We start from the raw sequence: 16,258 nt of genomic DNA, 5'->3' as shown, positions 1-16,258 counted from the left end.
GCTCACCGACAGCTTTTTTTTATTTCGATTCATGAATGGATCGGTTTCGAATTGTTTACAAATGGAACTCAATTCGTGTATGGTATGATAGAAAGTCGAAAAATGCTCTTTTTGAGACACTATTCAAAGTGGTGATGAAGTTGTTACTCGTGATAGATGTAGGAAACACAAATACCGTTTTAGGTGTTTATCATAATGGCGATTTGAACTACCATTGGCGGATTGAAACAAGCCGTCATAAAACAGAAGATGAATTTGGTATGGCAATCCGATCCTTATTTGACTATGTAGGGCTGATGTTTGACCAGATAGAAGGGATTATCATTTCTTCTGTTGTCCCGCCAATGATGTTTGCTCTGGAAAGAATGTGCGAAAAGTATTTTCACATTACTCCTCAAATCGTTGGGCCTGGCATGAAGACTGGATTAAACATTATGTGTGACAATCCAAAGGAAGTCGGCGCTGATCGAATTGTGAACGCAGTGGCGGCCATTCACCTGTATGGGGCACCTCTCATTGTGGTAGACTTTGGAACAGCCACAACCTACTGCTATATCAATGAACAAAAACAATACATGGGTGGGGCGATTGCACCTGGTATTACCATCTCAACAGAGGCTTTATATACAAGAGCGGCTAAGCTGCCAAGAATTGAAATTGTCCGTCCAGATCACATTGTTGGAAAAAATACCATCAGTGCGATGCAATCCGGCATCCTTTATGGATATGTTGGGCAAGTCGAGGGCATAGTGAAACGGATGAAGCAGCAAGCCAAACAAACACCGAAAGTCATTGCAACAGGCGGTTTGTCTACATTGATTGGAAATGAATCAGACTGTATTGATATTGTCGATCCGTTCCTCACATTAAAAGGACTCCAATTAATTTATGAACGTAATCGTGTCGGTGTATTATAGGAGGTTTAATCAAAATGGATTATTTAGTTAAAGCGTTAGCATATGACGGGAAAGTCCGTGCGTATGCTGCGAACACAACAGATACAATCAACGAAGCGCAGAGAAGACACCATACGTGGCCAACTGCTTCAGCTGCTATCGGCAGAACCATGACAGCGACTGTCATGATGGGAGCCATGCTGAAAGGCGAGAATAAATTAACTGTCAAAATTGAAGGCGGTGGGCCGATCGGAGCCATCATTGCAGATGGAAACGCAAAAGGTCAGGTGCGCGGATATGTCTCAAACCCACAAGTTCACTTTGATTTAAATGAACATGGGAAGCTGGACGTTAGACGTGCTGTTGGAACATCTGGAACGTTAAGTGTTGTCAAAGATATCGGACTGAAAGACCACTTTACAGGGCAAACGGAAATTGTCTCAGGTGAAATTGGAGATGACTTTACTTATTACCTGGTCTCCTCTGAACAAGTGCCATCCTCTGTAGGTGTGGGTGTTCTTGTCAATCCAGACAACTCGATCCTTGCAGCAGGCGGTTTCATCATTCAATTGCTGCCTGGAACAGAAGATGCAGTCATCGAAAGACTCGAAAAGAGATTATCAACCATTGAACCGATCTCTAAACTGATTGAAAAAGGGATGACACCAGAAGAAATTTTAGAAGAAGTGCTCGGTGAAAAACCTCAAATCTTAGAAACTGTACCTGTCGAATTTTCTTGTAACTGCTCAAAAGAACGGTTTGCCAACGGTATTATCAGCCTAGGGAAAGCCGAAATTGAGGATATGATTGAACAAGACGGACAAGCAGAAGCTCAATGCCATTTTTGTAACGAAACGTATGTATTTACAAAAGAAGAGCTAGAAGAGCTACGTGAAGAAATAACCCGCTAAGCTCTAAGCAGCGGGTTTTCTTTTTAGAATGGAAAGGAGACGAAATATGAGACTGAAAGCAAGAGTGGTATGGACATTTATCCTCGTTCTGCTCATGATTAATGCCGTTGTCATTGCATATGTATTAACAAAGTCACAAATGTCGCAGGCTTCTTCAAATGGGAAGAGCGGTGAAGAAATTGCTTCTATTGGGAAAGAGAAAGTCACACGTCAAGAATGGTTAAAGAAAATGGAAGACCGCTACGGAAAGGCAACACTTGAACAAATGATTAATCAGAAGGTAGTCAATCAACTTGCGAAAGAAAACAAGCTGGAGGTATCTCCAAAAGAGATCAATCGTGAGCTGCTGATGCTGAAAGCGGTATCTAATAATTTCTACGAAGACGGTCATACAAGTGAAAAGGAATGGAAAGAGCAGATTCGTTATCAAATTTTATTAGAACAGCTTCTAACGAGAGATGCGGTCGTTTCTGAAAAAGAAGCCAAATCCTTTTATGAAAAAAACAAAGACTTGTATCAATATGATGACTCATACCGAATTCGCCACATTGTTGTGAAAACAAAAGACGAGGCACAAAGTGTATTAAAAGATTTAAAGGGCGGATCTAGTTTCGAAGCTGTAGCAGCTGAACGATCCACCGATCGATATACCTCTCCTTACGGCGGAGATCTTGGATTTGTCACAGAAGAGCAAGAAAGCATTCCAGCCCTATACATACAAGAAGCCCAAAAGCTTAAGCCAGATGAATGGACGAAAGAGCCGATCGAGATCAAAAATGGTTATGCCATCATACAATTAAAAGAAAAATTAAATGGCCGCTCCTTCTCTTATGAAGAAGTCAAAGATCAGATCAAAAGACAGATCGCCATGGAAGATCTGGGTGAAAAGGCGAATGTCAAAACCCTGTGGAAAGAAGCAAAAGTCACATGGTTTTACGATGGAGAGCAGGACTAAAAGCATTGACAAAATTTTTCGAAATTGATAATTTAATATTAATACAATAAAATTACTCGGAGATAGAGGTGTTAGTGATGGCTCGTATTGCAAATTCAGTTTTTGAACTAATAGGAAATACACCAGTCGTTAAATTAAACCGTTTAGTAGATGAAGACAGTGCGGATGTCTACTTGAAACTTGAATATATGAACCCAGGCAGCAGTGTAAAAGATCGTATTGCGTTAGCGATGATCGAAGATGCTGAAGCAAAAGGTACATTAAAAGCTGGTGACACACTCATTGAGCCAACAAGCGGAAACACAGGAATCGGTCTTGCGATGGTCGCGGCTGCAAAAGGAATCAATGCGATTTTAGTTATGCCGGATACAATGAGTCAGGAGCGCCGCAACCTTTTACGCGCTTACGGTGCAGAGCTTGTCTTAACACCGGGTGCAGAAGGAATGAAAGGTGCCATCAAAAAAGCAGAAGAATTAGCGGAAGAGCACGGATACTTCATGCCTCAGCAGTTCAGCAATGAAGCCAACGCTGAGATTCACCGCCGCACAACAGGGAAAGAGATTCTTGAACAGTTTGACGGCGAACTTGATGCATTTATTGCAGGAGTTGGTACGGGTGGTACGATTACAGGTGCTGGTGAAGTCCTGAAAGAAGCCATTCCATCTATTCAGCTTTATGCGGTAGAACCAACAGATTCTCCTGTACTATCAGGCGGGAAACCAGGTCCGCATAAAATTCAAGGCATCGGAGCAGGCTTTGTTCCATCTATCTTGAACACAGAAGTATATGACGGCATTATCCAAGTGAAAAACGAAGATGCATTTGAACTTGCAAGAAAGGCAGCGAAAGAAGAAGGAATCCTTGGTGGTATATCTTCAGGAGCAGCCATTTATGCAGCGCTTCAAACAGCGAAGAAGCTTGGTAAAGGGAAAAAAGTTCTAGCGATTATTCCAAGTAACGGTGAACGTTACCTTAGTACGCCGCTTTATCAATTTGATTAAACAATACACCCCAGCATTTGCTGGGGTTTTTTTATGAATTCTGAAGATGGAAAGCAAATACTATTTTCTAAATAAATTGGATTGCATTACAATAAGATTAATGAAAATGAAAAAGGATGATAACATGACACAACGTAGGCCGATGGGCATCAAAATTCCTTTTACGAAAGATGCATTCTTGAAACGATACGAACAATTAACGGCTCATGAATCACATCACGTCCTTCTTGAAAGTGCACGTGGCGGAGAATACAGTATTGCCGGCATTCATCCGATCGCTAAAGCGAAAGGGAAGGACGGGATGACCACCATCCATTATCAGAATGAGGTGTTGTTCAAAGAGGGAGATCCTTTTAGGGCATTTGCTGATTGGTTTCAAACCCTACAAACCGAAACGAACGATGAATATCCTGACTTCCAAGGTGGAGCGATTGGATTTTTAAGCTATGATTACGCAAGATATATCGAGCATTTTAAAATGCTGTCCATCGATGATTTGAAGACGCCTGATTTGTATTTCCTCGTATTCAATGATGTCGCTGTCTTTGATCATAATAAAGATGCCCTCTGGCTGATCACTCATACAGAAGGAGATGAACCTATCAGTGAAGTTCATCAAAGACTCGAAAAATTAAAGCAAAGCTGGACAAGCACATCAGAAGAATCAGCACATTCACCTGTCAATGTGTCTTCTTCGGAATGTGTACCTGCTGCACCTTTTACTGAAGAAGCTTTCGGGGAAGCTGTAGAAACGATTAAACAATATATCGCCAGCGGTGACGTGTTCCAAGTGAACCTATCGATTAGACAAGATGAACAGCTTCATACCCACCCATATCATTTATACAAAACATTACGTCACGTGAATCCATCTCCATATATGTCATATCTGCACACGCCAGATTTCCAAATTGTCTGTGGATCTCCAGAACTGCTTATTAAGAAAAAAGGCATTCAGCTCGAAACAAGACCGATCGCTGGCACAAGATCAAGAGGCAAGGATGATGCGGAAGATCAAGCGCTGGCAAAAGAACTCATTGAAGATGAAAAAGAACGCGCAGAACATGTGATGCTCGTTGATCTTGAGCGGAATGATCTTGGACGAGTGTCTACTTATGGCTCAGTCAAGGTGAACGAGTTTATGGCCATTGAGAAATATTCACACGTGATGCACATTGTATCAAATGTCCAAGGGGAGCTGCGTGATGATTGTGATGCAGTAGATGTCATGAGAGCTGTATTCCCAGGCGGCACAATTACAGGTGCGCCAAAAGTGAGAACAATGGAAATCATAGAAGAGCTTGAGCCGACAAGGCGTGGGCTTTATACTGGATCTATAGGCTGGTTTGGATTCAATCAAGATATGCATTTTAATATCGTCATTCGCACGGCTTATTGTACAGGGGGCAGAGCCTTCATGCAGTCAGGTGCAGGCATTGTCATCGATTCTGTACCAAAGCACGAATACAAAGAATCGATTAAAAAAGCCTATGCAGTGAAAAAAGCATTACAGTTGAGCAAAGAAGAGACTATTTTGAGTTAGAGGTGAGCAGAGTATGATATTAATGATTGATAATTACGATTCATTTACGTACAACCTGGTCCAGTATTTAGGTGAGCTTGGGGAAGAACTGATTGTAAAACGAAACGATCAAGTCACTATTCAAGAAATCGAAGAGCTCAAGCCAGACTTTCTGATGATTTCTCCAGGACCTTGCAGTCCGGATGAAGCAGGAATTAGTATGGAAGCGATCAAACATTTTGCTGGGAAGATTCCGATCTTCGGTGTCTGTTTAGGTCATCAATCCATTGCACAAGTATTTGGTGGAGATGTCATTCGTGCGGAGCGGTTAATGCATGGGAAAACATCAGAGATTGAACACGACGGCAAAGGTGTCTTCACGGGACTCCAAAATCCGCTCGTCGCAACGAGATATCATTCATTAATTGTTAAAGACGAGACGCTGCCGGAGTGCTTTGTCAGAACAGCGAGCACAAAGGAAGGCGAACTCATGGCCATTCGCCATAAAGAACTTCCGATTGAAAGTGTTCAATTCCATCCAGAATCGATTATGACGTCCTTCGGTAAAGAAATGCTCAGAAATTTCATTGAAACCTATCGTAAAAAGGGGAATGAAGTAAACGCATGATCATTTACCTGAACGGTCAGTATATAGAGGAGAAAGACGCGACTCTTTCTCCTTTTGATCATGGTTTTCTATATGGCATCGGTGTATTCGAAACATTTACCTCTCTAGCAGGACAAGTCTTCTTGTTAGACTGGCATCTTGAAAGGCTCAATCAATCATTGCGTGACCTTTGCATCGAATCCACAATAGAGAAACCATTTGTACTCGACATCATTCATACATTATTCAATCAAAACCAAATAACGGACGGTCATGCGAGGATCCGCTTCAATGTTTCTGCGGGCAGAGGCAATGGATTTTCTGCAGACCCTTATGAGGAGCCTGTTGTTTTTGTGATGATCTCCCCATTCCGGCCAGAATCAATAGTAGATGAAAAACAGGGAATCATTCTTGATACAAGAAGAAACACACCGGAAGGTCCAAGACGGCTCAAGTCGCATCATTACATGAACAACCTGCTGGCGAAAAGAGAAGTAGGGAATGATCCGTCGGTAGAAGGGATCTTTTTAACAAAAGAAGACGATGTGGCAGAAGGAATTACGTCAAATCTATTTTGGCGAAAAAAAGATGTGATCTATACACCTTCACTTGATACCGGCATTTTAAACGGGGTTACCCGTCGATATTGTATCGAAACGCTGCAAGCTTCGGGGATCCCACTAATAGAAGGAAGATATCCACTCTCACACTTGCTCTCAGCTGATGAGGCGTGGATGACCAATTCGGTTCAGGGAATTGTGCCTTTTAAAAATATCGGAGACATCGTCCTGCAAAACCACAACCGAACGATTTCAACCAAGCTGAGAACAGAATATACAAAAGAACGTCTAGAACATAAAGAGTAGGTGGACACAATGACACAACAATTGATAAAGCAGCCTAAAATCATACAAGCCAAGCACCATACCCTTAGTTATGAAGAAAAGACATTGGTCATGGGCATTTTAAATGTCACACCGGACTCTTTTTCAGATGGAGGAAAATTCAATCAAATTGATAAAGCGTTGGCTCATGCAACGCAGCTCATAGAAGATGGGGCGCATATTATTGATATTGGCGGTGAATCGACTCGGCCGGGAGCGGCACTTGTCTCAGAGCAAGAGGAGCTTTCAAGGGTCATTCCTGTCATTGAGAAGATCACAAAAGAATTGGACATACCTATTTCTATTGATACGTATAAAGCCCATGTCGCAGATGAGGCAGTGAAAGCGGGAGCCTCAATCATTAATGATGTATGGGGGGCGAAAGCTGATCCTCAAATGGCGCATGTGGCAGCGAAGCACAACGTGCCAATCATCTTAATGCACAATCGACCAGAGCGGAATTACACCCATCTGATTTCAGATATGATTGCAGATCTGAAAGAAAGTGTTCACATTGTGAAACAAGCGGGTGTCCGTGATGACATGATCATATTAGATCCTGGTGTAGGATTTGCGAAAAATAAAACTGACAACCTCATGGTCATGAATGAACTTGAACATTTTTGCCACCTAGGGTATCCGCTGCTTCTAGCAACATCCCGCAAACGATTCATCGGTGCAGTTTTAGACCTGCCGCCTGAAGAACGTACTGAAGGAACGGGTGCGACGGTCTGTCTTGGGATTCAAAAGGGCAGCGCGATGGTCCGAGTGCACGATGTAAAAGAAATCGCAAGAATGGCAAAAATGATGGATGCCATGCTGAATAAAGGAGGCGCTTATCATCGATAAAGTATATGTAAACGGAATGGAATTTTACGGCTATCACGGTGTATTTGCAGAAGAGAATAAACTAGGCCAGCGCTTTCGTGTGGACCTAACAGCTTCACTTGATTTAAGTAAGGCAGGACAAACGGATGACCTAAATGAGACCATCAACTATGCTGAGCTCTACAACATCTGCAAAAATATTGTAGAAGGGGACCCAGTGAACCTCGTTGAAACGCTGACAGAAAGAATTGCAAATCAAGTGTTAAAGGACTTTCCGACAGTTCAAGAATGTACAGTAAAAGTAATCAAACCAGATCCGCCAATTCCAGGACACTATCAGTCCGTTGCCATTGAAATGACGAGATCACGCGCATGAACAATACAGCATATATCGCTTTAGGCTCAAACATAGGAAAAAAGGAAACCTACTTAAAAGAAGCTGTCAAAAAACTTCACGAACATCCAGGTGTTCAAGTTGAATCCATTTCATCTATATATGAGACAACACCTGTAGGCTACGAGAATCAGGATGACTTCTTGAACATGGCTGTGAAGATTTCCACCTCGCTTCGTCCTGAAGAACTTCTATCACTGACTCAGAACATTGAGCAGGAGTTAGGCAGAACAAGAGAAGTGAGGTGGGGTCCACGGACAGCTGACCTTGACATTTTACTTTATAATCGTGAAAATATTGAAACAGAACAACTTGTAGTGCCGCATCCTAGAATGTACGAACGTTTATTCGTTCTTGTTCCGATGAGTGAGATTTGCCCAGAAATCGGCGAAGCCCAGATAAACGCCGTAACAGACCAAGAAGGTGTAAGCATATGGAAAAAGACATGTGGGGTAGAAGAATTCGTGCATACCGAAAGCTAAAAGGGTATACTCAGGAAGGGTTCGCCAAAAGACTGGGCATCTCTGTCTCTGTCTTAGGGGAAATTGAGCGAGGCAATCGATTACCAACAAACCAAATGGTTGGTCAAATAGTAGATGCTTTAAATATAACGGTGGAAGAACTTTCACCAATACTTGAAGAAGAAAGGAGGGGACATGATGTTTAAAATCGGAGATATCGAAATTAAAAACAAAGTAGTGCTCGCACCAATGGCTGGTGTGTGTAACTCTGCTTTCAGACTCACTGTGAAAGAGTTTGGAGCGGGCTTAGTCTGCGCTGAAATGGTCAGTGACAAAGCGATCTTGATTAATAATGCCAGAACGATGGGCATGCTGTACATTGATGAACGTGAAAAACCGTTGAGCCTTCAGATATTTGGGGGAGAAAAGGACACGCTCGTAGAAGCGGCCAAGTTTGTAGACCAGAATACAACGGCGGACATTATTGATATTAATATGGGATGTCCTGTACCAAAGATCACGAAATGTGACGCAGGAGCGAAATGGCTGCTGGATCCAAACAAGATTTACGAAATGGTATCCGCAGTCGTAGAAGCTGTAGATAAACCTGTTACGGTGAAAATGAGAATGGGCTGGGACGAAGACCATATCTTCGCTATCGACAATGCCCGTGCTGTTGAACGAGCAGGTGGACAAGCGGTTGCGCTTCACGGACGGACACGTGTGCAGATGTACGAAGGAACAGCGAATTGGGATATTATAAAAGAGGTCAAACAATCTGTTTCCATTCCAGTCATTGGCAATGGAGATGTCAAAACCCCTCAAGATGCAAAACGTATGCTTGATGAAACGGGTGCAGATGCTGTCATGATCGGAAGAGCCGCACTAGGAAACCCGTGGATGATTTACCGGACGGTTCATTATTTAGAAACGGGTGAACTAAAAGAAGAGCCTAATGTGCGTGAGAAAATGTCTGTGTGCAAACTTCACTTAGACAGACTCATAGACCTGAAAGGCGAGCATGTGGCTGTCAGAGAAATGAGAAAACATGCAGCATGGTACTTAAAAGGTGTCCGAGGCAATGCAGATGTAAGAAACCAAATCAATCAAAGTGAAACGAGAGCGGAGCTTGTAAAAGTTCTAGATGACTTTACGATCGAAGCCGAGGCAAAAGAGCTTCAAAGAATAAAAGTAGGATAAGACTATCTTTCTTTTTGTAGCTCACTGCTAGTGCACGTACTGGCAGTTTTTCTGCTTTTCTCTGCAAAATACATTATTGGAGTGATATAAATGAGTAATGAAGGGCTTAATAACGAGGAATTAAATGATCAATTCCAAGTAAGACGTGACAAAATGAATAAAATGAGAGAAGAGGGTATCGATCCATTCGGTGAACGATATGACCGTTCTCATCAATCCGCACAAATTATTGCTGAATATGACGAGTTTTCAAAAGAAGACTTAGAAGAAAAAGCAGCTCAAGTAACAATTGCTGGCCGCATGATGACAAAACGCGGAAAAGGGAAAGCTGGCTTTGCACACATTCAAGACTTAGAAGGACAAATTCAAATCTATGTACGTAAAGATAGTGTAGGAGAAGAAGCTTACGAATTATTCAAAAGCTCGGACCTAGGCGATATTATCGGTGTGACGGGAACCGTATTTAAAACGAATGTAGGAGAACTTTCAATTAAAGCGACTAGCTTTGAGGTTCTTACAAAAGCACTTCGCCCGCTCCCTGATAAATATCACGGACTAAAAGATGTAGAACAACGCTATCGTCAGCGTTACCTTGACCTGATTGTCAATCCAGAAAGTAAGCAGACGTTCATCATGCGAAGCAAAATCATTCAATCAATGAGAAGATACTTAGATTCAAAAGGATACCTAGAAGTTGAAACACCAACAATGCATAGCATCCCTGGTGGTGCATCAGCTCGTCCTTTCATTACTCATCACAATGCACTTGATATGCCGCTTTATATGCGTATTGCGATCGAGCTGCATTTAAAACGTCTAATTGTCGGTGGTCTAGAGAAAGTATACGAGATTGGTCGCGTATTCCGTAATGAAGGAGTCTCAACTCGTCATAACCCGGAATTTACTATGATTGAGCTGTATGAAGCATATGCAGACTATAAAGACATCATGAACCTAACGGAAAACTTGATTGCTCATATTGCCCAAGAGGTGCTGGGAACAACAACAATTCAATATGGAGAAGATCAAATTGATCTAAAACCTGAATGGAAGAGACTCCATATGGTTGAAGCAGTCAAAGAAGCAACAGGTGTAGACTTCTGGCAGGAGATGTCTGTAGAAGAAGCAAAACAGCATGCTGCTGATCACGATGTTGAAATCACAAAAAACATGACAGTAGGTCATATTATCAATGAGTTCTTCGAGCAAAAAGTAGAAGAAACACTGGTTCAGCCTACTTTTATTTACGGGCACCCAGTTGAGATTTCTCCATTAGCTAAGAAAAATCCTGAAGACCCGCGCTTCACGGACCGCTTTGAGCTATTCATCGTGCGTCGCGAGCATGCAAATGCATTCACCGAGCTGAATGATCCAATCGACCAAAGAGAACGTTTTGAAGCTCAATTAAAAGAACGTGAAGAAGGAAATGACGAAGCGCATCTCATGGATGACGATTTTGTTGAAGCATTAGAATATGGCATGCCGCCAACAGGCGGACTAGGAATCGGTATCGACCGATTAATCATGCTGCTAACAAATTCTCCATCAATCAGAGATGTACTGCTTTTCCCGCAAATGAGAAACCGTTAATATATCAACAAAAGCGCCATTTGATCTGTGGCGCTTTTTATTTTTCATAAAATGAAACTTTTTTCAAAAAAACTATTGCAAGAAAAGAATTCAGATGGTATATTATTATTCGTTGCCGCAAAACAGCAACGAGGTTGAAAAAAGAAAATGAAAAAAGTTCTTGACTTCAACCAAAGCGAAATGTTAAGATATTAAAGTCGCTTACGAGCGATAACGAAGATGATCTTTGAAAACTAAACAAGACAAAACGTACCTGTTAATTCGAGTTTTTATAAAAAAATCCTATGATACATCATAGGTAGTCAGTCAAACTGGCGAAAAGCAAAACTTCGGTTTTGTACTTTTTCGGAGAGTTTGATCCTGGCTCAGGACGAACGCTGGCGGCGTGCCTAATACATGCAAGTCGAGCGGACAGAAGGGAGCTTGCTCCCGGATGTTAGCGGCGGACGGGTGAGTAACACGTGGGTAACCTGCCTGTAAGACTGGGATAACTCCGGGAAACCGGAGCTAATACCGGATAGTTCCTTGAACCGCATGGTTCAAGGATGAAAGACGGTTTCGGCTGTCACTTACAGATGGACCCGCGGCGCATTAGCTAGTTGGTGAGGTAACGGCTCACCAAGGCGACGATGCGTAGCCGACCTGAGAGGGTGATCGGCCACACTGGGACTGAGACACGGCCCAGACTCCTACGGGAGGCAGCAGTAGGGAATCTTCCGCAATGGACGAAAGTCTGACGGAGCAACGCCGCGTGAGTGATGAAGGTTTTCGGATCGTAAAGCTCTGTTGTTAGGGAAGAACAAGTGCAAGAGTAACTGCTTGCACCTTGACGGTACCTAACCAGAAAGCCACGGCTAACTACGTGCCAGCAGCCGCGGTAATACGTAGGTGGCAAGCGTTGTCCGGAATTATTGGGCGTAAAGGGCTCGCAGGCGGTTTCTTAAGTCTGATGTGAAAGCCCCCGGCTCAACCGGGGAGGGTCATTGGAAACTGGGAAACTTGAGTGCAGAAGAGGAGAGTGGAATTCCACGTGTAGCGGTGAAATGCGTAGAGATGTGGAGGAACACCAGTGGCGAAGGCGACTCTCTGGTCTGTAACTGACGCTGAGGAGCGAAAGCGTGGGGAGCGAACAGGATTAGATACCCTGGTAGTCCACGCCGTAAACGATGAGTGCTAAGTGTTAGGGGGTTTCCGCCCCTTAGTGCTGCAGCTAACGCATTAAGCACTCCGCCTGGGGAGTACGGTCGCAAGACTGAAACTCAAAGGAATTGACGGGGGCCCGCACAAGCGGTGGAGCATGTGGTTTAATTCGAAGCAACGCGAAGAACCTTACCAGGTCTTGACATCCTCTGACAACCCTAGAGATAGGGCTTTCCCTTCGGGGACAGAGTGACAGGTGGTGCATGGTTGTCGTCAGCTCGTGTCGTGAGATGTTGGGTTAAGTCCCGCAACGAGCGCAACCCTTGATCTTAGTTGCCAGCATTTAGTTGGGCACTCTAAGGTGACTGCCGGTGACAAACCGGAGGAAGGTGGGGATGACGTCAAATCATCATGCCCCTTATGACCTGGGCTACACACGTGCTACAATGGACAGAACAAAGGGCTGCGAGACCGCAAGGTTTAGCCAATCCCACAAATCTGTTCTCAGTTCGGATCGCAGTCTGCAACTCGACTGCGTGAAGCTGGAATCGCTAGTAATCGCGGATCAGCATGCCGCGGTGAATACGTTCCCGGGCCTTGTACACACCGCCCGTCACACCACGAGAGTTTGCAACACCCGAAGTCGGTGAGGTAACCTTTATGGAGCCAGCCGCCGAAGGTGGGGCAGATGATTGGGGTGAAGTCGTAACAAGGTAGCCGTATCGGAAGGTGCGGCTGGATCACCTCCTTTCTAAGGATATATGGAGCAGTGTGCGTTTTCGTCTTGTTTAGTTTTGAAGGATCATTCCTTCAAACATGTCTCTAGCGAGACAGGATTGTTCTTTGAAAACTAGATAACAATAAGTAATACATTCACATTGAATGCAATGCAAAGTTCATCACACATAGTGATTCTTTCTAAAGTAAGAAATGGTTAAGTTAGAAAGGGCGCACGGTGGATGCCTTGGCACTAGGAGCCGATGAAGGACGGGACGAACACCGATATGCTTCGGGGAGCTGTAAGCAAGCTTTGATCCGGAGATTTCCGAATGGGGAAACCCACTGCTCGTAATGGAGTAGTATCCATACTTGAATACATAGAGTATGAGAAGGCATACCCGGGGAACTGAAACATCTAAGTACCCGGAGGAAGAGAAAGCAAATGCGATTCCCTGAGTAGCGGCGAGCGAAACGGGAACAGCCCAAACCAAGAGGCTTGCCTCTTGGGGTTGTAGGACACTCTATACGGAGTTACAAAGGAACGATATAAGCGAAGAGGTCTGGAAAGGCCCGCCAAAGAAGGTAACAGCCCTGTAACTGAAATGTTGTTCTCTCCAGAGTGGATCCTGAGTACGGCGGAACACGTGAAATTCCGTCGGAATCCGGGAGGACCATCTCCCAAGGCTAAATACTCCCTAGTGACCGATAGTGAACCAGTACCGTGAGGGAAAGGTGAAAAGCACCCCGGAAGGGGAGTGAAATAGATCCTGAAACCGTGTGCCTACAAGTAGTCAGAGCCCGTTAACGGGTGATGGCGTGCCTTTTGTAGAATGAACCGGCGAGTTACGATCCCGTGCAAGGTTAAGCAGAAGATGCGGAGCCGCAGCGAAAGCGAGTCTGAATAGGGCGCATGAGTACGTGGTCGTAGACCCGAAACCAGGTGATCTACCCATGTCCAGGGTGAAGTTCAGGTAACACTGAATGGAGGCCCGAACCCACGCACGTTGAAAAGTGCGGGGATGAGGTGTGGGTAGGGGTGAAATGCCAATCGAACCTGGAGATAGCTGGTTCTCTCCGAAATAGCTTTAGGGCTAGCCTCAAGGTAAGAGTCTCGGAGGTAGAGCACTGATTGGACTAGGGGCCCCTACCGGGTTACCGAATTCAGTCAAACTCCGAATGCCGATGACTTATCCTTGGGAGTCAGACTGCGAGTGATAAGATCCGTAGTCGAAAGGGAAACAGCCCAGACCGCCAGCTAAGGTCCCAAAGTATACGTTAAGTGGAAAAGGATGTGGAGTTGCTTAGACAACCAGGATGTTGGCTTAGAAGCAGCCACCATTTAAAGAGTGCGTAATAGCTCACTGGTCGAGTGACTCTGCGCCGAAAATGTACCGGGGCTAAACGTATCACCGAAGCTGCGGACTGTTCTTACGAACAGTGGTAGGAGAGCGTTCTAAGTGCAGTGAAGTCAGACCGGAAGGACTGGTGGAGCGCTTAGAAGTGAGAATGCCGGTATGAGTAGCGAAAGACGGGTGAGAATCCCGTCCACCGAATGCCTAAGGTTTCCTGAGGAAGGCTCGTCCGCTCAGGGTTAGTCGGGACCTAAGCCGAGGCCGAAAGGCGTAGGCGATGGACAACAGGTTGATATTCCTGTACCACCTCCTCACCATTTGAGCAATGGGGGGACGCAGGAGGATAGGGTAAGCGCGGTATTGGATATCCGCGTCCAAGCAGTTAGGCTGGGAAATAGGCAAATCCGTTTCCCGTGAAGGCTGAGCTGTGATGGCGAGCGAAATTTAGTAGCGAAGTTCCTGATTCCACACTGCCAAGAAAAGCCTCTAGCGAGGTGAGAGGTGCCCGTACCGCAAACCGACACAGGTAGGCGAGGAGAGAATCCTAAGGTGATCGAGAGAACTCTCGTTAAGGAACTCGGCAAAATGACCCCGTAACTTCGGGAGAAGGGGTGCTTCTTAGGGTGTTAAAGCCCCGAGAAGCCGCAGTGAATAGGCCCAGGCGACTGTTTAGCAAAAACACAGGTCTCTGCGAAGCCGTAAGGCGAAGTATAGGGGCTGACGCCTGCCCGGTGCTGGAAGGTTAAGAGGAGCGCTTAGCGTAAGCGAAGGTGCGAATTGAAGCCCCAGTAAACGGCGGCCGTAACTATAACGGTCCTAAGGTAGCGAAATTCCTTGTCGGGTAAGTTCCGACCCGCACGAAAGGCGCAACGATCTGGGCACTGTCTCAACGAGAGACTCGGTGAAATTATAGTACCTGTGAAGATGCAGGTTACCCGCGACAGGACGGAAAGACCCCGTGGAGCTTTACTGCAGCCTGATATTGAATGTTGGTACAGCTTGTACAGGATAGGTAGGAGCCTTGGAAACCGGAGCGCTAGCTTCGGTGGAGGCATCGGTGGGATACTACCCTGGCTGTATTGACCTTCTAACCCGCTGCCCTTATCGGGCAGGGAGACAGTGTCAGGTGGGCAGTTTGACTGGGGCGGTCGCCTCCTAAAATGTAACGGAGGCGCCCAAAGGTTCCCTCAGAATGGTTGGAAATCATTCGCAGAGTGTAAAGGCACAAGGGAGCTTGACTGCGAGACCTACAAGTCGAGCAGGGACGAAAGTCGGGCTTAGTGATCCGGTGGTTCCGCATGGAAGGGCCATCGCTCAACGGATAAAAGCTACCCCGGGGATAACAGGCTTATCTCCCCCAAGAGTCCACATCGACGGGGAGGTTTGGCACCTCGATGTCGGCTCATCGCATCCTGGGGCTGTAGTCGGTCCCAAGGGTTGGGCTGTTCGCCCATTAAAGCGGTACGCGAGCTGGGTTCAGAACGTCGTGAGACAGTTCGGTCCCTATCCGTCGCGGGCGCAGGAAATTTGAGAGGAGCTGTCCTTAGTACGAGAGGACCGGGATGGACGCACCGCTGGTGTACCAGTTGTTCTGCCAAGGGCATCGCTGGGTAGCTATGTGCGGACGGGATAAGTGCTGAAAGCATCTAAGCATGAAGCCCCCCTCAAGATGAGATTTCCCATTCCGCAAGGAAGTAAGATCCCTGAAAGATGATCAGGTTGATAGGTCTGAGGTGGAAGCGTGGTGACACGTGGAGCTGACAGATACTAATAGATCGAGGACTTAACCTATATTCT

Annotated in this window: 13 protein-coding genes and 2 rRNA genes; all 15 read left to right on the top strand. The window is 45.2% G+C overall.

The genetic code is table 11. The features are described from left to right. Positions 1–140: 140 nt before the first annotated feature. Complete coding sequence (locus MHH23_RS00940) at positions 141–917, top strand: type III pantothenate kinase (RefSeq protein ID WP_008341820.1); 777 nt, start codon at positions 141–143, stop codon at positions 915–917. 14 nt (positions 918–931) lie between these two features. Continuing rightward, positions 932–1,807: an Hsp33 family molecular chaperone HslO gene (hslO, locus tag MHH23_RS00935; RefSeq protein ID WP_007496169.1), complete on the top strand. Its 876-nt coding sequence runs from the start codon at positions 932–934 to the stop codon at positions 1,805–1,807. Positions 1,808–1,853: 46 nt separating this feature from the next. Continuing rightward, positions 1,854–2,762 (top strand): peptidyl-prolyl cis-trans isomerase, encoded by a 909-nt coding sequence (locus tag MHH23_RS00930; RefSeq protein ID WP_034647637.1) that lies wholly within the window; start codon positions 1,854–1,856, stop codon positions 2,760–2,762. Between the two features lie 77 nt (positions 2,763–2,839). Next, positions 2,840–3,763 (top strand): cysteine synthase A, encoded by a 924-nt coding sequence (gene cysK, locus MHH23_RS00925; RefSeq protein ID WP_017359310.1) that lies wholly within the window; start codon positions 2,840–2,842, stop codon positions 3,761–3,763. 124 nt (positions 3,764–3,887) lie between these two features. Continuing rightward, the gene (locus tag MHH23_RS00920; RefSeq protein ID WP_340958720.1) at positions 3,888–5,306 is read left to right on the top strand and encodes an anthranilate synthase component I family protein; all 1,419 of its coding nucleotides are present in this window, start codon (positions 3,888–3,890) and stop codon (positions 5,304–5,306) included. Positions 5,307–5,319: 13 nt separating this feature from the next. Then, entirely contained in the window at positions 5,320–5,913 is a 594-nt protein-coding gene (gene pabA, locus MHH23_RS00915; protein WP_008341810.1) for an aminodeoxychorismate/anthranilate synthase component II, read from the top strand. Beyond that, positions 5,910–6,758, top strand: a complete 849-nt coding sequence (pabC, locus tag MHH23_RS00910) for an aminodeoxychorismate lyase (RefSeq protein ID WP_285529710.1) — start codon at positions 5,910–5,912, stop codon at positions 6,756–6,758. Before pabA ends, pabC begins: the two co-directional genes overlap by 4 nt. A 9-nt stretch (positions 6,759–6,767) precedes the next feature. Beyond that, positions 6,768–7,625 carry a dihydropteroate synthase gene (gene folP / locus MHH23_RS00905; RefSeq protein WP_047946846.1) on the top strand — a complete coding sequence of 286 codons (858 nt, stop codon included), beginning with the start codon at positions 6,768–6,770 and terminating at the stop codon, positions 7,623–7,625. Continuing rightward, positions 7,618–7,980 carry a dihydroneopterin aldolase gene (gene folB / locus MHH23_RS00900; RefSeq protein WP_024719372.1) on the top strand — a complete coding sequence of 121 codons (363 nt, stop codon included), beginning with the start codon at positions 7,618–7,620 and terminating at the stop codon, positions 7,978–7,980. The genes folP and folB overlap by 8 nt, the downstream gene beginning before the upstream one ends. Next, on the top strand, positions 7,977–8,480 hold the full coding sequence (gene folK, locus MHH23_RS00895; protein ID WP_007496156.1) for a 2-amino-4-hydroxy-6-hydroxymethyldihydropteridine diphosphokinase: 504 nt from the start codon (positions 7,977–7,979) through the stop codon (positions 8,478–8,480). The genes folB and folK overlap by 4 nt, the downstream gene beginning before the upstream one ends. Continuing rightward, entirely contained in the window at positions 8,432–8,665 is a 234-nt protein-coding gene (locus tag MHH23_RS00890; protein ID WP_340958718.1) for a helix-turn-helix domain-containing protein, read from the top strand. The genes folK and MHH23_RS00890 overlap by 49 nt, the downstream gene beginning before the upstream one ends. After that, entirely contained in the window at positions 8,658–9,659 is a 1,002-nt protein-coding gene (gene dusB, locus MHH23_RS00885; protein ID WP_008341796.1) for a tRNA dihydrouridine synthase DusB, read from the top strand. The genes MHH23_RS00890 and dusB overlap by 8 nt, the downstream gene beginning before the upstream one ends. 90 nt (positions 9,660–9,749) lie before the next feature. After that, the gene (gene lysS / locus MHH23_RS00880; protein WP_024719373.1) at positions 9,750–11,249 is read left to right on the top strand and encodes a lysine--tRNA ligase; all 1,500 of its coding nucleotides are present in this window, start codon (positions 9,750–9,752) and stop codon (positions 11,247–11,249) included. A 342-nt stretch (positions 11,250–11,591) separates the two neighbouring features. Further along, a 16S ribosomal RNA gene (locus MHH23_RS00875) occupies positions 11,592–13,140 on the top strand. Between the two features lie 181 nt (positions 13,141–13,321). After that, positions 13,322–16,252 (top strand): 23S ribosomal RNA (locus MHH23_RS00870). Together the 16S and 23S rRNA genes form the textbook arrangement of a ribosomal RNA operon. The last annotated feature ends 6 nt before the right edge of the window (positions 16,253–16,258 follow it).

Origin of the sequence: Bacillus sp. FSL K6-3458, assembly GCF_038005045.1 — a bacterium.
GTDB lineage: Bacteria > Bacillota > Bacilli > Bacillales > Bacillaceae > Bacillus > Bacillus altitudinis.
The sequence above is the reverse complement of the archived record's forward strand: the minus strand, read 5'-3'. Positions and strand labels throughout refer to the sequence as shown.